This window comes from Cyclobacterium sp. 10D3-21 (assembly GCF_055809755.1).
Genome location: NZ_CM147924.1, coordinates 2,004,721 through 2,025,355 on the forward strand (window position 1 = coordinate 2,004,721; position 20,635 = coordinate 2,025,355).

Below are 20,635 nucleotides of genomic sequence, written 5' to 3' on the forward strand. Positions count from 1 at the left end.
CCCGAAAGGAAAATGTAATAGTGTTGAAATGACTTTTTTCTCCAAAAAATATTTGAGAAGGTAAAGGCCAACGTTTTTAAAATTATGATGATGACTTTAAAGATGCTTTAATTAATGTTTCTAAGGAAACATCGGGGCCACTTTTTTTCAAAACTGTCATGATATTTTTTTCAGCCTGAGCTTTAGTGAAGCCTAGCGTAATCAAAGCTTGTAACGCCTCTTGTTTTAATTTATTGCTGTTTTGAACAAAGCCATGACCGATTCCATCACTGGTAGAAATACCCGCTTTTAAAATTTTATCCTTAAGCTCTAACACAATTCTTTGGGCAGTTTTAGCTCCTATACCTTTTACCCGCTGTATGGTAGGATGATCCCCTTCACTAATGGCCTGCTCAAGCTCAGGCACGGACATACTGGACAAAATCATTAACCCTGTATTTGCCCCTACACCTGAAATTGAGATTAAATCTAAAAATGCTTTTTTTTCTGATGCTTCAATGAAACCATATAAAGTGTGTGCATCTTCCTTAATATGGAGGTAAGTATGGAGCATGACTTCTTCCTTCTCGGCTATTTTCCCATAGGTGTTTAAGGAAATTTTAACCTCATAACCAATTCCCTGGATGTCTATTATAACATGGGTAGGGTCCTTAAACGCTAGTCTTCCTTTCAGGTAAGTAATCATTCAGTTTCTATGGTTTGGGCATCTACTACCGCAATGGCTATCATATTGACTATTTCTCGGATTGAACTACCCAATTGTAAAATGTGAACGGATTTGTTCATGCCCAAAAGAATAGGCCCGATGGCTTCAGCGTTTCCGATTTCTGCCACTAATTTATAGGCGATATTTCCAGAGGCAAGGTCAGGGAATATTAAAGTGTTTGCCTTGTTATTTATTAATGCACTAAAAGGGTAATTTTCTTTTTGGATGCTTTCATCTAGAGCTACATTGGCCTGCATTTCTCCTTCGATGACTAAATCAGGGTATTGCGCTTTGGCTTTTTCGGTGGCCAATGCTGTTTTAAAAGGTACCATTCCTTTGGCTGATCCAAAGTTGGAATAAGACAGAATCGCAATTTTGGGTTCTATATCAAAAAACCGTACTCCATTGGCTGTTAACCCGATTATTTCCACCAGCTCGTCCGCACTTGGGTTTTCGTTTACTGTGGTATCGGCAAAGAAGAGTGGGCCTTTATCCGAATTCATGATATACATTCCAGCCACCTTATTTACGCCCTTTTTTACCCCAATTATTTGCAGTGAAGGGAGGATGGTACGTGGATAATCCTTGGTTAGGCCAGAAATTAGCGCATCACCTTCACCTACTTCTACCATCATTGCACCGAAATAATTTCGGTCTTTCATGAGTTTTTTAGCCTCATACAAGGTTAAGCCTTTGCGTTTTCGTTTGTCATATAACAATTGACCATAATGCCTTAACTTCGTTTTTTCTTCATTAGGATCTATGACTGTTATGTCCTCCAAATCAAGTGCATTGGCTTGTATAAGTTTTTTTATTTTACTCTTATTGCCAAGTAATATTGGGATGCCTATTTTTTCATCCCGCATTATTTGAGCAGCTTTTAAGATTTTTGGATTATCAGCTTCTGCAAATACCACTCGTTTAGGATCTTTTTTGGCCCGAGCTACTACTCGTGACATTAAGCGTTGGTCTATGCCTATTCTTTCCTGAAGATCTAATTCATAGGCATGCCAATCTTCGATATGGGTTTTGGCCACACCTGATTCCATTGCAGCCTTGGCTACGGCAGGAGCAATTGTAGTGATCAACCTTGGATCCAAAGGTTTTGGGATAAGGTAGGTTTTTCCAAACGCTAACTTAGCTTCCCCATAAGCTTTGTTTACAATGTCTGGCACTGGTTCTTTGGCAAGGTTAGCAATTGCCAAAGCAGCTGCCAGTTTCATTTCCTCATTTATCCCTGTGGCCCTTACATCTAAGGCTCCTCTGAATATATAAGGAAAGCCTATCACATTATTTACCTGGTTGGGATAATCGGAACGACCTGTGGCCATAATGATGTCTTTTCTTGCTGCCATTGCCTCCTCGTAGCTGATTTCCGGGGTTGGATTGGCAAGAGCAAAAACTATGGGGTTATTGGCCATAGTTTTAATTTGGTCCTGATTAATAATATTTCCAGCGGATAATCCTAAAAACACGTCCGCTCCCTGCATGGCTTCAGTGATAGTATAAATGTCCCTATCTGTGGCAAACATTCCATGAATATCCGTTAGGCTTTCTCTATCTTTTCTTATGACACCGTCAATGTCACACATGACAACGTTTTCCAACTTTACGCCAAGCTTTATATAGAACCTGGCACAGGAAATAGCTGCTGCACCTGCACCACTGACGACCAATTTGATGTTTTCAATTTTTTTCTGGATCATTTCCAGAGCATTCAATAATGCAGCTCCTGAAATTATGGCGGTACCATGTTGGTCATCGTGCATTACAGGAATTTTCATTAATTCCTTCAGCCTTTTCTCAATGATAAAACATTCAGGAGCTTTGATGTCCTCCAGATTGATGCCTCCGAATGTCGGCTCCAGAGAGCGTATGGTTTGAATGAGTTTTTCAGGGTCATTTTCGTCTATTTCCAGATCGAAAACATCTATTCCAGCGAATTTTTTAAACAAAACACCTTTTCCTTCCATCACAGGTTTCGAAGCTGCAGGGCCTATATTTCCCAATCCCAAAACAGCTGTTCCATTTGATATTACAGCTACTAAGTTGCCTTTAGCGGTGTATTTGTAAACGTCTTCAGGATTGTGCTGAATTGCAGTACAGGGTTCAGCCACCCCTGGAGAATAAGCCAAGGCCAGGTCCAGTTGACTGGATAGGGGTTTTGTGGGTACAACCTCTATTTTCCCTGGTTTCTTAAATTCATGATAATTTAAAGCATCCTCTTTTCTAATCTTCATTGTGTAAGGGAAAATAATTATCTGTTTTTATGAAATTTATTCTGCTTCCATTCTAAACTTTGTAGCTTGAAGAATGGTCTCAATCTCTCTTAAGGAAGCCCTATGCGCCTCATTAGGGTAATAGACGAATCCTTCCATATAGATAATTTTTCCGTTTTCTTCATCCACTACGGTATAGGATAAAAATGAGCCACCCATTGATAAATTATTGGTTTTCCAGGCTCCTCGCATTTCAGTGGAATACTGCCCGTCAATCCTAATGTTTTTAAAAGCTGGCGGTTCCTGTTTTTCAGTGACCAAAAAGGATTCAGGTCTTTCAGGATCTCCAAAAATCCTGGTCCTTGTGATTTCGTCCCTTAACTTAATAATGTTTTCTGGAAAAACCTGAGATTCGTCTTCATAAGCGGTTTGATAAAAAAACAAGCTTATGTCTGGTTTGTCCACCCTTGGAGTAGGCTGTCTGCACCAAATAAAATGCTCATCCTCCTTAACAAATTGATAGGATGCAGGTAAGTTAAGTTTTACACCGAATTTCTGCATTCCCAATTGAGCAACTTCGCCATTTTTACGACTAAAAAGGGCAGTGCTTAATATTTCTTTCTCTTTATTGCTAAAGAGATTTTGTAATAGTTGTTTATTGGCTTCTATGTTTTTTATTAACTCGGGTTCATTTTCTCCAAATAAATAGAGTACCTCCTGACCAACGGCAAACTCATCTTGATTTCTGAGCATAAAAAGTGAAGAATCTGCCTTGCTTTTTTCGATAGATTCAGGAGTAAATTGATTCGCTATAGTTCTGCTTCCACCATTTTTGTCATCAAATGTTGTGACAAATATGATGTTAGAGGCCATCTTTAGAATTCTTGTCATTTTTCTAGGGTCCACCTTTCTCATGTAAAACATGGACTCCTCTCTAATGATCCCTTCGATACTGGATTCGAATACATCCTTAAGTGCATCTCCAACAGGTCCAGCATATTTCGCTGAATCAATTACTAGTATGATTTCTCCTAGAGTACCTCTTGCTTTTGGCTTGTTGCTATTTGAATTTTCTCCGTTATTGCTTTGACATCCGGCAAAAATAAAAGAAGAAAATAAGGCTATAATGCAAAATCTTAAACTCATAATGATTAGTTTATTTTTGTTCAAGCCTAATTTAGGGATATTTAACCCAACTAAAAAAACAATTAACGAATTAGTTTGAAAATTATCCTATAATTAATTTCTGACCAGGTTTTATTTGATTATTGTTCAGGTTATTCAATTTTTTAAGCTGATCAATAGTCACTCCTTCCAGTTTTTTTGATATTAACCAAAGGGAATCCCCGGGTTGTACGGTGTACAATTTACCTCCATTGCTGTTGGTGGAGATTGTTTGCGTTGAGGCCAGATTTTTTTCAAAGGCAGCTTTGTCTTGGTGGATATGAAGTACCTGACCTATTTTGATTGTGTTAGAATACAATCCATTCCAGGATTTGAGTTGGCTTACTGAAACCCCATACCTTCCGGCTATTTTTCCTAAAACATCTCCACTTCTAACCCGATAAGTAGCGCTATGTAGCGGTTTAACAGGTTCTTTTTCGGGCATCTCAGCCAGGTATCTTTCCGTTTCTATTTTTAATGAATCTATAATCCATTCCTGATTGTCGGATATGAATTTATGTCCAGATTTGGGTACATTTATGCTAATTGCTTTTCCAAAATCAGGGACTTTACTTTTCAGTAAAGAAGGATTTAAATACTCAAGGTCCTCAATGCAAAGCCCAGTGTGTTTGGCGAGATTTCCGAGGGTATAACCATTGCCGATGTCTACTTTCTCATAAGCTACAGGGTAAGCAGGTTCCTCCAAAATAAGATTGTGTTCCTCAGCGTACCTCAATACATACATGATGGCCTGAAATTGGGGGATATAGCTGCGTGTTTCACGAGGCAAATACTTATAAATTTCCCAAAATGTTCTTTTTCCTCCGGAACGACGAATGGCCTTATTTACATTACCGGGACCACAATTATAGGCAGCTAGTGCCAATTCCCAATTATCGTACCTGCGATTAAGTGCTTTGAGGTAGCGAATTGCTGCTTCTGTGGAACGTTCAGGATCCAGACGGTCATCTACATGACTGTTGTAATACAATTTAAATTCTTTCCCTGTTGCCGGCATAAACTGCCAAAGTCCCATTGCCCCTACACGAGACTTGGCTTTGGGGTTTAGGCCAGATTCAATGATGGATAGGTACTTGATGTCTTCAGGCATATTATGCGCTGAAAGATACGTGTCAAACATGGGGAAATACATGTCCTGCCTTTCAAGAACCATTCGGGTATAATCCCTATTTCTTACCGTGAAATAATCAATGAAGGCAAAAATAGTTTCATTTAGTTCAAAAGGCATATCCGTATCCATTTCTGCGATACGCCTTTCTACTTCTTCGTAGGTGAAATCTGGTATATGTTCGTAGTCATAGTAAGGCATGACCGTCTCTTCCTCTATGGGATTAATTGAGACAATCATTGCTTTTTCCTGAGCTATTGCCACATTCCGTATTGGAATGGACAATACCAAAGTCACTACTAGTATATAGATAGATTTTAACCTCATATTTTATTTATTAAATGCCGCTGCTGTTAGATAATTGGCAAAAGCATATAACTCAGCTTCTTTGAAAGAATTAGCCATGATTTGAAGTCCAATAGGTAACCCATTGTTGTCCTTACCATTGGGTATGGAAATGGATGGGACGCCTGAAACAGATGCCTGAACGGTAAACATATCCTCTAAATACATGGCCACTGGATCATTTGAATGCTCTCCAAATTTAAACGCCGTACTTGGGGTTGTTGGAAGAACAATATAATCATACTTGGTCAATAAGTCTTCCGTAAAATCCTTAATTAACCTTCTTACCTTTTGGGCTTTTGTAAAATAAGCATCATAATAACTGGCGCTCAAAACAAAAGTACCAAGCATTATTCTCCGTTTTACTTCATCTCCAAAGCCTTCTGATCTCGTAAGCTTGTACATGCTTTCCAGGTTGTGGGCATTTGGCGTTCTATAGCCATATTTGACACCATCAAATCTGGAGAGGTTTGAACTTGCTTCAGCAGTAGTAAGAATATAGTAAGTAGGAAGCACATAATCCAATAAAGGGAAATTAACTTCTTCTACTACATGACCTTCCTCTTTTAACTTTTCCAAAACATTTAGCGTATTGGCTTTTATCTCAGGTTGCAATGCTTCAGAGTAGACGGTTTCCTTCAGGTAAGCAATTTTTGCAGGTTTATCGAAATGCAAAAGTTTGCTGTAAGAGGGAACAGGTTTCCTTGAAGAAGTGCTGTCAAAATCATCAGGTCCAGCCATGGTTTCTAAAACCAAGGCATTGTCTTTGATATTGTTTGAGAAAACACCTATGGTGTCAAATGAGGATGCATAGGCGATCAAGCCATACCTGGAAATCCTGGAATAGGTAGGTTTAATACCTATTACACCAGTAAAAGCTGCTGGCTGTCTGACAGATCCACCTGTGTCGGTTCCTAAAGAAACGGTACAAAGATTTGCCTGTACAGCCACCGCCGATCCACCGGAAGATCCACCAGGTACTCTACTTTCGTCTATGGCATTAAGGACTTTCCCATGAACAGAATTCTCATTGGAGGATCCCATACCAAATTCATCGCAGTTAAGCCTTCCTATAATGATGGCATCCTCATCTATCAAACGCTGAACAGCAGTACCGGTAAATTGGGATTCAAAACCTTCCAGGATTTTACTGGAGGCGTTTGCTTCGTGTTCATTATAGCACAAAACATCCTTAATACCGATTACCATTCCTGCTAGTTTTCCAGCCTTTCCAGAAGCTATTTTTTCGTCAATGGCAGCAGCCTGCTCTAGAGCAGATTGGCTATAAACTTCAACGAAGGCGTTTAGTTGCGCCTTCGTTTCAATGTTGCTTAGGTAGTATTTGACAATCGCTTTACAATCCGTTTCCTTTTTTTCTAGCGATTTTCTTATCTCATCGAATGAACGAAATTTTTCCAACTTTTTATTTTTTTGCTTTCTTGTTGTCGTCTTTCAGTCCTTCTTCCAAATCGTCCTGAATCTCTTTGGTAGCGTCTTTAAATTCTCTAATACCTCTGCCTAGTCCTCTAGCCAATTCAGGTATTCTTTTTGCACCAAAAAGAAGGATAACTACCAGCACGATGACCACTAATGATCCTCCTCCGATATTTTGTATAAAACCCAATGTATTCATGATTCGATTATTTTGATTTTGAAATTATTACAAATATATGATTGTGCTTTATTAACGCAAAGGAATTAAAGCATGTTGTATTTAAATTTTTGTAAATATATTAAAATTTAGTGATTATTTACTAGAAAGCCAAATGCTTGGGTTCATTACTTCCAAGCCTTTCCACGTTTGAAAATGAAGTTCTGAATAACCATCATCATCCGAATATACGTGGCCAATGACCGTTGCGGATTGAACCTCTTCACCAGATTTTACATCAATGGTTTTGAGTCGGCTATACATGGTGTAAAAATCCCCATGTTTAATGATAATAGTGCCTCCCATACCGGGTACGGTGGTGATTTTAGTTACTGTGCCAGGAAAGACGGATTTGACCGGCGCATTATTAGTGGTTTGAATATCTACACCGTCATTGGTTTCAGAAATCCCTTTTAAGGTTGGGTGGGGGTAGGTGCCATATTTTTTGGAGATGAATCCACTATCAACTGGCCATGGGATATTTCCCTTATTGCTGGCAAATGAAGCTGATAGTTTTTTTACCTGCGGTGCATTTGGAAGTTTTTTGGTTTTGGGACTTTCAGCTTTCGGTGTTACGGTAGTTTTTTCTGCAGCTTTCGCAAGTCTGATTTCTTCGGCAATTACATTTTTAATCAGCTTATTGAGTTCTGCTTGTTGTTTTTTTGTAGCTGCTATTTCTTTTCTAACTTCCTCCTCTTTTTGGCTTAATGTATTGACCATTCTTTGCTGCTCAACCTTGAGCTGATCTAATGCTTTTTTCTGTTCCTGCTCTTGGGTCAGTACTGTTATTTGCTCCTGTTTTTGTAATTCCAAAGCCTCCTGTTTTTCAGCCAACTCTAGACTTACCTTTTCCATTTGTTCCACCTGTTTTTTTCGAGCATCACTGTATTGCTTCAGGTATTTCAGCCGCATGTAAAATTGCTTGAAGGTGGCTGAAGAAAAAATAAATGTGATGAGATTTACTCCTTGATTTAATTTGTAGGAAGTATATACCATTTGAGCGTATTCCTCTTTTAGTACGTTTAGCTCATTACTCAATCTTTTTATATGAGTGGAAGTTTCCGTTATTTCTTTATTTAAAAGTTGCAGCTCTTGGTTAATGGCAGCAATGTATTTTTCCCTTTCCTCAAGTTTTTGATTCACGACTCTCAGCTCACTTACGGAAACTTTTTTTTCATCTGTAGTCTTTCTTAATATTAGATCAAATTCCATCAGCCTCTTTTGAATAGCAGATTTCTCCTTCTCTAGTTTTGCTCTGTCTGCTGTAATTTGAGCCGTCAGGTAAGAAACTGAGCCCAAACCTAAAATCAAGAATAAGGTCAGGCATAGAACCCGAGCTCCGCTGAATAGCCTAAAAATTGTATGGGAAATTGAGTGGGTCATCCGTTAGTTCTACTTTGATCATCTCTACGTTCAAGAAAAAATTTGTTTTTGGCTTTTCCGGTAAGCTTAACACCATTTTTATAATTGCCTGATATGGGAATGGCTGTTGGGATACATCCCGGAAGTCCATATAGGACGCTTCCAGGCTACCACTTCGGGTTTGTGAAGCTTTACTCTTTAGTTGGGTAACTTTACCATGCCCGGCGTCAATGGAGGTTTCGTAAGTGATGTTTTCACGTTCCTGTTTCAATACAAAAGTTTTCCCTACCCTAATTAACCTATCTCTGTAACTGAATTCATGGGGTAAGTTAGCGAAAAGTAAATTCTGGAATAAAGAGAAGGACAAAGGAACCCCATATTTCTTTTGAAATTCAGTGTAATCCATGTCAATTTTTTGACCATTTATCCGGTCTCGAATCTTTATTCTATCGGCACTGATAAATCCTCTTAGGGCTTCTATTCCAAGTCCAGGGGACATGTTAAACCAAATAACACTGTCTTTTTTTGCTCTTATGTTTAGTACCCCTTTAGTAATTTTACCATCCTGTTCTTCCAGCGTTATTCTTCCTTTTGCCGACAGGTAGTTGAAATTAAGGTAATTAGGTTGAAACTCATCCATTGCCTTATCGGTAATATAAGACATGGGTTTTCTTGCACAAGACCAAAGCATCACTACTCCTAGGAAGTAGATCAATATTTTAGCTTTACTCATAGTATGATTTATTTTTGATTTTAAGTGTCAAAAATTCTGAGGTATCCTCCAACGTTAGGGCCTTTTTCCAGTAGTCCATAGCCACTTTCTTCTCCCCAATTTTGAACATGATATCACCATAATGTTCAAACATTACTCCGCTAGGCTTTGTTTCTATTTCTAATGCCTTTTCCATAAATGTTCGTGCTTCTTCGAACTTGTTCTGTTGAAATAAAACCCAAGCATGTGTGTCCAGATAAGTCGCATTGTTGGGAAACTTTTTCACTAATTTAAGAGACATGCTATACGCTTTTTCAAGGTCTTTCTTCTCTAAAGAAAGAAAGTAGGCATAATTATTCAATATATGTTCATTATTGTCATTTTGAGCCAAAACTTCATCATATAACTCAAAAGCCCTTTCCTTTTCCCCCAAGCCAAATAGTACATCACCTAATTGTGAATTTGCCATTAAAGTCAACTGAGGGTTCGTTTTATTATTTAGTTTTAAAGATTCCTCAAGTGATTTTTTGGCAGCTTCATTTTCCTTGTTTGCTGATTGGGCAGTGCCCAGGTAAAACCAAAACTCAGAAGACTCAGGAAAATTCTCCGTTGCCATTGTGGAAATAAGAGCTATCTCATCAAACGCAATCTGGTTTTCAAACATCAAAGGTATCAATTGCTGAAACAACTTTTCGTTTGTGGGATCAATTTTTACAGCACTTGTGTAATAATTAATGGCTTCATTGTATGCTTTTTGCTGTGTTTTCCAGTCCCCCAAAGCGATTAGGATATTTGAGTTATTAAGGTGAAAAGCTTCCATTGGTTTGGATAGGCTATCCAGTAATTGGTCTCTGGCAGAATTGTGGATTTGTGATAAAATGGCTGAAAATGCTTCAGCCTTGACATCCCCTTCCAGGTCTGGATTCGAAAAAGCTTCCTTCAAGTAATTGTTCGCTATTTCGAATTCGCTCCTTTGCTTGTAAAGTTTGTATGCCGCCATTTTTAAATCAGGTTGATTGGGGTACACAGACAAGGTTGATAAGACCAGATCCAAGGCCTGATTGGCTTTGTTATTGTTGAATAAAATATCTACCAGGGAGAGTACAAACCTTGAATTGCCAGGATGGGCCTCAATAAGTTTTTCGCCCTCTTTTATGGCCATTTCCAGGTTGTTTTCCTTCAAGTAAATGCGTTGTTTTTGCGCTGTGAGTTGCTCTACCACGCCGAAATATTCTTCGGCTTTGTTTAATGCTTCCAGGGCTTTGTCAAAATCTTGAAGTTTTAAATACATGGAAGCCAGGTCTAAAATGTATTGGCGGTAATTCCCTTCTTTGGCCATCAGGTTTTCAAGAACTCCTGCAGCTTCTCGTGTTTTGTTTTGATTATTGTATATTTCAGCTATTTGTAAATGGTAATATTTATTGTCAGGATCTAACTCAAGTGCCCTTTGCCCATAGCTTAATGCCTTATCGAATTGCTTGGCACGAACCATCATTTGTGATAGTTTGAAATGAATGGCACTTTCTTCTTCATTGTATTCCAAGGCCTTCATAAAATAAAAATAGGCTTTCTCATAATCTTCCAGCATGAGGTTTTTTTGTCCCTCAATAAACAATCTGCTGGCCATCTGCTCTTTCTCCTTGGCCTTGCGTTCTTTTCTGCTTAATTTATTTTGAGCAAAGGCAACCTCTTGGGAAATTCCCATAAGGAGTGTTAAAGTAAAAAAACAGATAAAAAATTTTAAATTGAATTTGTTCATTTTCATGCATGCTATAGGTTTGAAGTTAATTAATAACCTTAACCTTCATTTTAACTAAAGTGTGATTTGCAATTTTGTGAATACCCAAAAGGATTGCGAACATCCATTAGAAGTGATATTTTACAGATTACTTTAAAATATACAATTAACCCTTGCTTTTGGTTCATCTGATAGCTTACGCAAACAAAAATGATATGACTTAATTTTTAAATTTATTTTCCAGTGCTTCCCTAGCCGCCAGATCCCCTTTCGGTTTCAGAAAGCACTTCTTGTGGATTCCATTCGATTTGTTCATACCTGGCAATGACCATCTGTGCAATTCTTTCTCCATCTTGAACGGTAAAGGTACTATCAGAATTATTCACCAGCAAAACTTTTATTTCCCCTCTGTAATCAGCGTCAATGGTTCCTGGGCTGTTGAGTACTGTGACTCCATGCTTGAAGGCCAGTCCACTTCTTGGCCTTATTTGCGCTTCAAAACCCTCCGGTAATTCTATGTACAAGCCGGTTCCTATTAGCTTCCTCTCAAGTGACTTTAAAAGGATAGGCTCTGAAATAGATGCAGTAAGGTCAAGACCTGCTGATAGTTTGGTTTGGTAAGCAGGTAATGGGTGCTTTGATTTATTGATAACGTTAATTTTCATGCTACTTTTTAGAAATAGATTTTAAAAATGAAGTTAGTTCCTTTTTTTCCATCAGGAAAATGAATCCACCATACAATAAGACAATTCCTGAGTGTAGAATAAAGTTCACAAACATCGATCCTGTATCCAAAAGAAATCCTGCATAACTCAAGAAGAAAGCAATGAGAAGGTAGCTGATGTCTTTTTTTGTCTGATAGGGGATGGGGTAATATTTTTGCCCAATAAAATAACACAGCAATACCATTACCAAATAACTTCCCAAAGTACTTAATGCACCACCTATATAACCCAAAACGGGAACCAGGGTCAAAATGATAACTACTGTAACGATTGCACCGACTAATGTGATATAAAAACTATAGCGAGTTTGGTCGGTGATTTTAAACCAAATACTTAGGTTGTAATAAACGCCTAGAAGTAAATAGCCCATAAGAAGCAAGGGGACCATTGTTAGGCCTGCATCATAACCCTCATCCTGAAAAAACAATGCCCCAATCAATTTTAAATTGACGGCTACAACCACCATTAGGAAAGTGCAAAAGATAATGAACCAATGCATGACCCTGGCAAATAATAGCGGGTTGTTTTTATTTTCAGATTGTTGAAAAAAGAAGGGTTCAGCTGCATATTTGAAAGCTTGTATGATAAGGCTCATTAATATGGCCAACCTGAAGTTGGTGCCAAACACTCCTCCGGCTTCTCTGGAGGTCAGTCCAGGATAGAATCCTTCAGGAAGCGCATATTCAAATAAACCCCTGGAAAACACATCATTGGTGACACCTGCCAGTCCCATGAATAACAAAGGAAGTGCGTATTTCCACATGGGTAAAAGGATGGTTCGCTTAAGTTGAAATTTCCATTGGCCGGCCAGTTTCCATAAAACTGGCAAAATTAGCAGGTTAGCCAGCAGGTTAGCCAGTAAAATATAATCTACGCCCCAATCTGGTTTGTACCATTCGGAGACAATTGGGTATAAAATTTGAAGAATATCTCCTTCTACTATGTGATAGGCTACTACGATGAAAAGGATATTGAAACCCACATTCAGAAAGATGTTCAGCAACTTGAGTAGTGCGAAGGTCAGTGACCTGCCCTCAAGTCTCAAGCGTGCAAATGGAAGTGCCATCAAAGCATCTATAGTCAATAGCATGGCCACCCATTTAAACAAATGGGCTTTGCCTCCATATTCAAATAGTAAACTGAGATTTTCTGCAAAAAGAAATACAAGGACTCCTAGTGATATACCTACCACTGCCACCAAAGATTGGGCATTTTGAAAGACAACTTTTGGATTTAATCCCTTTCCCGTGGCAAATCTAAAATACGAAGTTTCCATGCCGAATGTGAAAATGACATTCAGAAATGCAATCATTGCATAAAGCATGGTGAATGAACCTAGTTCCTCCTTTGGAAGATATCCCGTGTACAGTGGGATAAGCAAAAAATTGATCGATTTGCCGAGGATACTACTGATGCCATATATGGCAGATTGCCCGGCTAATTTTTTTATCAGGCCCATAAAAAAAGGGGACTATTCCCCTTTAAAATTAGGTTTCCTTTTTTCTAGAAAGGCTTTGGTTCCTTCCCTATAATCTTCGGATTTGACGCAGCGCGCAAAACTATTGGCTTCGATTTGATACCCGTTTTCATCGCTGGCAAAAACTGCATTGACACAGTCTACTATCATTCCGATGGACAGTGGCGCTTTGCTCATTATTTTTCTTAAAATCTCTTCTGCTTTGGCCATCGCCTCTGCTTTGGTAGCTTCTACGTGGTTCAGGAGTCCTAAAGATTTTGCCTCATTGACATCAAGCATGTCGCCAGTCATCAGGATTTCTGTGGCTTTTGTTCTACCGATAAGGTTGGTAAGCCTTTGCGTGCCTCCATAGCCAGGGATAATCCCTAAATTCACTTCCGGTTGCCCAAATTTGGCATTCGAAGTAGCGATTCTCATGTGGCAGGCAATAGCCAATTCACATCCCCCACCTAACGCATAACCATTGACTACGGCTATCACGGGTTTATGGCAGGATTCAATATTATCAAAAACTTCCTGACCAAATTCAGCAAACTTTCTCGCATTGAGTTCGTTGAGCTCTGAAATTTCATTGATATCAGCACCAGCTACAAAGGCCTTTTCTCCTGCACCTGTGATGATTACGCCTCTTATAGATTTGTTATCATTCACCTCGTTGAAAATGTTTTTCAACTCTTCTAAGGTGCTGAAATTTAAGGCGTTGAGCTTTGTCTCTCTGCTGATTGTAAGGTAAAGTATTCCGTCTTTAGTCTCTGAAAGAATATTTTTATGTTCAGCCATTCCAATTCTTCAATGTTAAGGCCCAAATATACGAGGTGCCTGATCAATCACAAAAGATTCGGCTAAAAATCATAAACATGTTAAAAAGTAGTATTTCATAAAGTACTCACTTAATTGTATTTTAGATAAGGTTAAAATCATTTAATAACTGAATTATTGTTTAAAATAATTTGAGGTTGAATTAGCCAATAGAATTACCTGACGGTCTTCAGGAAGTGATTTTATTCGCTGTTAGACGGTTTTTTGCCTCTATCAGAGTGACCCTTTCATGTCTATGAATTCATAATGATCGAAGAAGCATTTTTATAGATTCTAAATGTCTATATATTTCTCAGGTTAAATCGATTGTATGTCAATATTTTCTATTTTTGCATTGAAGGTAAAAACTATTTAAAATTCAATCACTTACCACATGACCGAAAAAAAGAAAATTACAGTAGCATTTGGAGACGGTATTGGTCCGGAGATAATGAATGCAACCTTGTCAATTTTGGAAGCGGCAGGAGCAGCTATCGAACCGGATATTATAGAAATAGGTGAGCAGGTATATTTAAAAGGAATAAGTTCGGGGATCGCATCGAGTGCTTGGGATTCCCTAAGAGAGACCAAAGTCTTTTTGAAATCTCCTATCACAACTCCTCAGGGCGGCGGCTTTAAGAGTCTGAATGTAACTACACGAAAGACTTTAGGACTTTACGCAAATGTGAGGCCTTGTAAGGCATATTCTCCATTTATCCATACGCATTTTCCTAAAACGGATTTGGTTATTATTCGGGAAAACGAAGAGGACCTTTATGCCGGTATCGAGCACAGACAGACGGATGAAGTGTACCAATGTCTGAAGTTGATTTCAAGGCCAGGTAGTGAGAAGATTGTCAGGTATGCTTTTGAATATGCCCGAATGAACAATCGGAAAAAAGTCACTTGTATGACCAAGGACAATATCATGAAAATGACAGATGGTATTTTTCACCAGATGTTTAATGAAGTGGCCAAAGAGTATCCAGAGATCGAAACAGATCATAAAATTATAGATATAGCAACCGCACTTATTGCTGACAGTCCAGAAATATTTGATGTGATTGTTACCCTAAACCTTTATGGTGACATTATCTCTGATGTTGCAGCACAAGTGACTGGTTCCGTGGGGCTTGGTGGATCAGCCAATGTAGGAGAAGATGTGGCGATGTTTGAAGCCATTCATGGGTCGGCACCTGATATCGCAGGTATGGACATTGCCAATCCATCTGGTTTGTTAAATGGGGCGATCATGATGCTGGTACATATAGGCCAGCCTGAAGTGGCTCAAAAGATCAGCAATGCATGGATGGCTACCCTTGAGGATGGAATTCATACTGGTGATATATATCAAGACGGAATAAGTACCAAAAGAGTGGGTACTCAGGAATTTGCTGAGGCCGTAATCGCTAGATTAGGGAAAGAACCTAAAAGCATGAAAAAAGCGGTTTTTGCAAAAGCTGAGCGAAGTGAAGCCGAAATAAAGAAAGCACTGGCCATCAAACCAAGAAAACCTGCTGAGAAAGTATTGATAGGTTTGGATGTTTTTATTGACTGGAGAGAAGGAAACAGAGATCCTAATGTCATGGGTGATAAACTTAGGTCGGTCAATGCCAATGGATTAAAAATGCAACTTGTTACCAACAGAGGAGTGAGGGTGTATCCAGATGGAATGAAAGAAACATTTTGTTCAGATCACTGGAGGGTGAGGTTTTTTGATGCAGATGACAAAAGCATTACACATGAGCAGACCATAGAAATACTTAAACAAATAGGAGATCTGGGTTTTGACTTTATCAAAACAGAGAACCTATACACTTTCGATGGTGAAAGAGGTTTTTCATTGGCTCAAGGCGAATAATTATTTAGTACCATTCAGGCAGGATTACCATTTCCTTCTTGAATTTTTTTTTGTTGTATGAAAAGGGTTCTTATCATCACCTATTACTGGCCACCAAGTGCTGGATCTGGCGTCCAACGCTGGCTGAAATTTTCCAAATACCTGCCTGAATTTGGTTGGCAACCAGTGATTTTCACCCCTGAAAACCCTGATTTTGCGTTGCAAGACAGCTCACTTGAGAAAGAAATTGACAAGCATACTGAGGTGTTGAAGTTTCCTATTTGGGAGCCTTATCAGTTGTTTAGGTCACTTAAAAAACAACAACCAAAGGATACTGCAAGCATTCTGGAGTATAAAAACCCAGGGGCACTCGACCAACTTGCCGTGTGGCTCCGTGGGAATTTATTAATTCCAGATCCACGACTATTCTGGATCAAACCTGCAGTTCATTTTTTGGAGGAAATTTGTGAACAGAATGATTTTAAAGCGATCATTACCACCGGCCCTCCTCACAGCATGCACCTAATAGGGCGAAACCTTAAAAGAAAAACAGGTATTCCCTGGCTTGCGGATTTTCGAGATCCCTGGTCAAACTGGGAGTTTCTGGATACCCTTAAGTTAAGCCAGTTTGCCAGAAAGAAACATCAAAAGCTTGAGGCCAGCGTATTTGAGGAGGCAGACAGTTTGGTCACTATTTCTCCTACTTTTAAAAATGAAATGCAGGGGATAGGTGCTAGAAATGTGCAGGTAGTATTAAATGGTTATGATCCTGCAGATATCCCTGATTCGATTGCCCCTCCGGATCACCAAGCTTCTGTTTTAGAAATTGTTTATTCTGGGGTGATTGACGGTATAAGAGATCCCTTTCCATTTTTAATGGCCTTAAAAACTGTTTTTGGAGAGACCTCAGGCAAGATCAGGCTTACTTTTGTAGGGCGGGTAAATGAAAGTGTGAAAAACCTGGTAGCCAAGGACAGTTGGTTCAATGCACATGTTGAATTGCCTGGATATGTTTCTCATAAAGAAGTATTTTCCTATTACGAAAAAGCCCAATTATTGCTTTTGATCCTTACCAATACCAAAAATGCCAAAGGCAATATTCCAGGGAAATTATTTGAATACATGGCTACTGGCAGGGAAATATTGGCACTGGGGGATCCGATGGGGGATGCCGCTTCTATTATTGAAGCATCTGCGGCAGGAAAAGTTTTTGCTCACCACGATGAAGATGGCCTGATTCAATTTCTTAGCGATTTCGCTAAAGGGAAGGATCCGGGTTTGTCAAATGCAAGCATTCAAAAGTACAGCAGAAAAAGCATAACACAGCAGTTGGCGCTTCTACTTGATGGCATTGCGAAAAAGTAAGTTGATGGAAATTTATTCTACTCTTTAGGGGATGTGAGTAGACTTTCTTAACACCCCAGGTTCAACCTAATTTGCCTTAAGTTGGTTTTCAGCGGTTAACTATCATTGATATAGCTTCCTTAACTTTTTGAATAACCATTGCTTCGGTTTCCGGAGCTGCTTTTAATAAGTGTACCAGCAATAGGTAAACGACAGTAACAATACTGCTTCTAACCAGAATATCAAGGATAACTGCTGAAAAGGTAGGAATCAAATAGTATGAAACTGCCCAGCTAATTCCACCTGCGATAAGAATCAGAAAAACGCCGGGTGTAAATGGATTGAACCCCAATCTTAACTTTATGTAGAGGAATTTGATCAGGTTATAACATAGCATAGCAATCAAAGATGCCAAAGCAGCACCTTCAATTCCGTATAGTGGAATCAATGCCAGGTTAAAAATGATCACCGCTGCACTCATTAGAAGGGTAGCAGTGATATTAAAGGTATAGAATCTGGAAAAAACAATGATTTCTCCATTGACGGAAAAGATTACGTCAGTTAGCTTGCCCAATCCTATCAATAGGACCACCCATTTGCCCTGTTCATATATGGCCTTATTGGGGACAAAATGGTAGAGGTTTTCAATATTGATCCAGATCATCAGGAAAATCAACAGGCATATTAACAACTGGTTGACCGCAATTTTTTTATAGAGCGCATTTATTCCTGCGAGTTGATTTTCTGCAAACATCTCGGAAATAACAGGCATGGCTACCTGCGATATCGCCCGTCTAGGCATTTCTATTACCACAGCTATGGAAAAGCCAATGGTGTAGATGGCATTGGCGTCTAGTCCTATCATGGAGCTTACCATGATGCTGTCAATTTTCATGATCAGTAGCGCCCCAGCGGTACCCAGGAGGGTAATCAAACTGTATTGTAAAAATTCCTTCTTAAAAGGCATGGTAATCCCTTCCCAATTAAAGTCAATTTTTAATATCCTTTCTTTTTTCATGTAGAAAACCATAGAAAGCATGGCCAACATATAGACTGCTCCCATGCCCCATATCATGATGCTAAAGGGGTAAAAGGACAAGAAATAACCGATCACCAACACTGCCAAAAGAATCCTCAGGAGGACATCCCTAATCAATGAGGGGATGGCTACCTTTAAAAATGACCTACAAAATGCATCCAGAAGTGAATTGATAAGTGAGAAAAAGGCAATTAAAAGTGCAACAACCAAGAAGTTATTGACTTCAGGAGCTTTCTCTGCAAAAGCATTTATGATGGGGTTTTTGAAAATAATAAATAGTATTGCCACCAAAAAAAAGCCTATGGTAGCGATAAACATGCTAAAACTAAAGAAGGCAAATTCCTTACCTCGTAATCTGGGGAAAAAGCGGGTAATGCCATGACCAATACCCAATTGGGCAAATGGCACCAAAAGCAAAGCAATGTCCTGCACAGTTTTAAACAATCCAATTTGCGCTGGACTAAGTACGTAGGGAAACAACCATAGCAAGTTGAAATAGCCTACGATTACTCCCAGATAGGAAAAAACGGTTGTAAGTACACTTTGCTTAACACCTGCCATCAATAGTCGACTTTATTATTTGAATATTTCATTCAAAGTTGGAGATTATTTTTTTATTCAGGCGTCAAAATTATTTTAAAATAGCAATCAGCTTTTCTTTTCTAAGGGCATAATTGAAATTTCCCTTTATCCTTAGCGCGGTATTTTTTCGGAGTGTTTTTAAATCAACTTTTTCTAATTCGGAAACCAAGCCATGCAAACGTTTTACATCCTTTTGAGGTAAAATAAAACCGGTATGCCCAATGATTTTAGCAATTTCACCCACATTGCTCCCAATCGGAACACATCCACATAGCATGGCTTCAGCCAGGGCATTTGGGAAACCCTCCGAGTAGGAAAGCTGTAAATAAAACTGACTGCGTCTGTACACCTCTCTGATTTCTTTTTGGCCAAGTGAAGGCATTACGGTGACATTTGGAAGTGTCGCTTGAAAATTTTTGTCACCAATGATAGTAAAAGAATAGCTTGGGAAAGCTTTTGCCATTTCAATCACTAGGTCTATTCCTTTAACCAAAGCTCTATTTTTTTTTGAAATCCCGGTGGCCACTGTAACAAAGGAGAAAGGCGTTTTTTTTCTTTGATCATCGGTCCAAAATTGGTCATCAAAGCCATTGTAAACTACCTGTATTTTTGTCTTTAGGCCTGGAATCAAGTTTAACAAGCCTTGCTGTTTTGGGGAATCAGAATCGTAGGTATAAGTAGACTTTACCAGGGAATTAGAAACGGGAAGGATAAGGGAACAATTTTTAAAACTATATACAGTGGCTTTTTTAAGCCATTTTTTCCTGTAGTTGCCATAATCTATTTTGGGCAGGTGCATGGCGTCCGTACCTCCGCATTCGATGATAACTTCTTTGCCGAACAGTTTCCCTAGCCAGACAGGGATAATGGTATGGTAGCCAGCAAAAAAGCAAAGATATTTTTTGGTGAATGGAAGTAATAACAATAGCTGAAGAAACTGAATCACTAAAAAAAAAGGTAATAAATAGGGGTTTGCAGTGAAGTTGAGATGGATAATACGAAAAGTAGGGCTTAGCATCTCTATGTCCCTTTGGATAAAAGCAGTAGGAATAGGAGAGATATAGAGGATCATTTATTCTTCAATTGAAATTTAAAACCTAGGTAATTTTTGTTTTAGTTTGATCAATAATCTTTCCTTAAAAATGGACCACTTGTCTCTATGTTTGGTATTTTGAATGGGCTGTTTCTTTTTAAACACGAAATACTGATAATCTTTTTCTTTGTAAAAAAGACCATAGGTCTCCATTTTGTCAAGATAAAAATCATTAGCCGATAGTTTACTGACCAGTTCTCCGGTATCCAAAGGTTGATCAATTACCTGAAGTTTTTCCGGTTCATTTTCGATCATCCATTCCAGAAATCTAGGGGAAGGGATATGAATAAAAACAAAAGTGCTTGAATGACTGTGTTTTTTAATGGTCTCAAATAAAGCAAAGTGATCCTCCACAGGTATATGCTCCAGTACATCTGGGAAAACTATGGCATCAAATAAGGTGTCTGCTTTCTGAAAATTCTTCATGTCAGAGACCTCAAAGTGGAGGTTGTCAAGACCCTTCCATATTACTTTTGCCTGTGCGATACTTTCTGGACTAATGTCCACTGCCAGAACTTCGCCCTTAGGCGTGTTTTTGGCAATGAGTTGACTTACCGTACCGATCCCACAACCGACCTCTAATACCTTATGGTGGGGTTTTAAACCCGCATTTTTCAATTTAGAAATAATGCTAAGGTGTCTTGAGTTTACACCAGTTTTGATTTGCTGGTTGGCAAATTTGTCATAAAATTGGGCAACGTCTTTTGTCAT

General features: G+C 38.8%; 17 protein-coding genes. 2 read left to right on the top strand and 15 right to left on the bottom strand.

All coding sequences use genetic code 11. The annotated features are described in order from the left end of the window. Positions 1-82: 82 nt before the first annotated feature. From ruvA to AC0L7T_RS08240, 12 genes are all read right to left on the bottom strand, one after another. On the bottom strand, positions 83-685 hold the full coding sequence (ruvA, locus tag AC0L7T_RS08185; protein ID WP_473342058.1) for a Holliday junction branch migration protein RuvA: 603 nt from the start codon (positions 683-685) through the stop codon (positions 83-85). Next, the gene (locus AC0L7T_RS08190) at positions 682-2,946 is read right to left on the bottom strand and encodes an NADP-dependent malic enzyme (RefSeq protein ID WP_473342059.1); all 2,265 of its coding nucleotides are present in this window, start codon (positions 2,944-2,946) and stop codon (positions 682-684) included. Before AC0L7T_RS08190 ends, ruvA begins: the two co-directional genes overlap by 4 nt. Positions 2,947-2,982: 36 nt before the next feature. Further along, complete coding sequence (locus tag AC0L7T_RS08195; RefSeq protein WP_473342060.1) at positions 2,983-4,071, bottom strand: DUF4837 family protein; 1,089 nt, start codon at positions 4,069-4,071, stop codon at positions 2,983-2,985. Between the two features lie 82 nt (positions 4,072-4,153). Beyond that, the gene (locus tag AC0L7T_RS08200; RefSeq protein ID WP_473342061.1) at positions 4,154-5,545 is read right to left on the bottom strand and encodes a lytic transglycosylase domain-containing protein; all 1,392 of its coding nucleotides are present in this window, start codon (positions 5,543-5,545) and stop codon (positions 4,154-4,156) included. Positions 5,546-5,548: 3 nt separating this feature from the next. Next, on the bottom strand, positions 5,549-6,982 hold the full coding sequence (gatA, locus tag AC0L7T_RS08205) for an Asp-tRNA(Asn)/Glu-tRNA(Gln) amidotransferase subunit GatA (RefSeq protein ID WP_473342062.1): 1,434 nt from the start codon (positions 6,980-6,982) through the stop codon (positions 5,549-5,551). 4 nt (positions 6,983-6,986) lie between these two features. Continuing rightward, a complete protein-coding gene (locus AC0L7T_RS08210) occupies positions 6,987-7,196 on the bottom strand; it encodes a Sec-independent protein translocase subunit TatA/TatB (RefSeq protein WP_020888834.1) in 210 nt (69 codons plus the stop codon). A gap of 114 nt (positions 7,197-7,310) precedes the next feature. Next, positions 7,311-8,525 carry a murein hydrolase activator EnvC family protein gene (locus AC0L7T_RS08215; RefSeq protein WP_473342063.1) on the bottom strand — a complete coding sequence of 405 codons (1,215 nt, stop codon included), beginning with the start codon at positions 8,523-8,525 and terminating at the stop codon, positions 7,311-7,313. A 40-nt stretch (positions 8,526-8,565) separates the two neighbouring features. Beyond that, complete coding sequence (lolB1, locus tag AC0L7T_RS08220) at positions 8,566-9,309, bottom strand: lipoprotein insertase outer membrane protein LolB1 (RefSeq protein ID WP_473342064.1); 744 nt, start codon at positions 9,307-9,309, stop codon at positions 8,566-8,568. Continuing rightward, positions 9,302-10,993, bottom strand: coding sequence for a tetratricopeptide repeat protein (locus AC0L7T_RS08225; protein ID WP_473342065.1), 1,692 nt, complete (start codon positions 10,991-10,993; stop codon positions 9,302-9,304). Before AC0L7T_RS08225 ends, lolB1 begins: the two co-directional genes overlap by 8 nt. A 284-nt stretch (positions 10,994-11,277) precedes the next feature. Next, positions 11,278-11,691 (bottom strand): dUTP diphosphatase, encoded by a 414-nt coding sequence (dut, locus tag AC0L7T_RS08230; RefSeq protein ID WP_473342066.1) that lies wholly within the window; start codon positions 11,689-11,691, stop codon positions 11,278-11,280. 1 nt (position 11,692) lies between these two features. Continuing rightward, the gene (locus AC0L7T_RS08235; RefSeq protein ID WP_473342067.1) at positions 11,693-13,210 is read right to left on the bottom strand and encodes a lipopolysaccharide biosynthesis protein; all 1,518 of its coding nucleotides are present in this window, start codon (positions 13,208-13,210) and stop codon (positions 11,693-11,695) included. Between the two features lie 12 nt (positions 13,211-13,222). Then, complete coding sequence (locus AC0L7T_RS08240; RefSeq protein ID WP_473342069.1) at positions 13,223-14,008, bottom strand: enoyl-CoA hydratase/isomerase family protein; 786 nt, start codon at positions 14,006-14,008, stop codon at positions 13,223-13,225. Positions 14,009-14,420: 412 nt separating this feature from the next. Here AC0L7T_RS08240 and AC0L7T_RS08245 point away from each other — a divergent pair, with 412 nt between their 5' ends. Beyond that, positions 14,421-15,887: an NADP-dependent isocitrate dehydrogenase gene (locus AC0L7T_RS08245; protein WP_473342070.1), complete on the top strand. Its 1,467-nt coding sequence runs from the start codon at positions 14,421-14,423 to the stop codon at positions 15,885-15,887. A gap of 57 nt (positions 15,888-15,944) precedes the next feature. Beyond that, entirely contained in the window at positions 15,945-17,231 is a 1,287-nt protein-coding gene (locus AC0L7T_RS08250; RefSeq protein WP_473342071.1) for a glycosyltransferase, read from the top strand. An 88-nt stretch (positions 17,232-17,319) separates the two neighbouring features. Here AC0L7T_RS08250 and AC0L7T_RS08255 read toward each other — a convergent pair whose 3' ends face one another. From AC0L7T_RS08255 to AC0L7T_RS08265, 3 genes are all read right to left on the bottom strand, one after another. Continuing rightward, a complete protein-coding gene (locus AC0L7T_RS08255) occupies positions 17,320-18,810 on the bottom strand; it encodes a lipopolysaccharide biosynthesis protein (RefSeq protein ID WP_473342072.1) in 1,491 nt (496 codons plus the stop codon). Between the two features lie 70 nt (positions 18,811-18,880). Next, a complete protein-coding gene (locus AC0L7T_RS08260) occupies positions 18,881-19,903 on the bottom strand; it encodes a glycosyltransferase family 4 protein (RefSeq protein ID WP_473342073.1) in 1,023 nt (340 codons plus the stop codon). Between the two features lie 18 nt (positions 19,904-19,921). Then, a complete protein-coding gene (locus tag AC0L7T_RS08265) occupies positions 19,922-20,635 on the bottom strand; it encodes a class I SAM-dependent methyltransferase (protein ID WP_473342074.1) in 714 nt (237 codons plus the stop codon).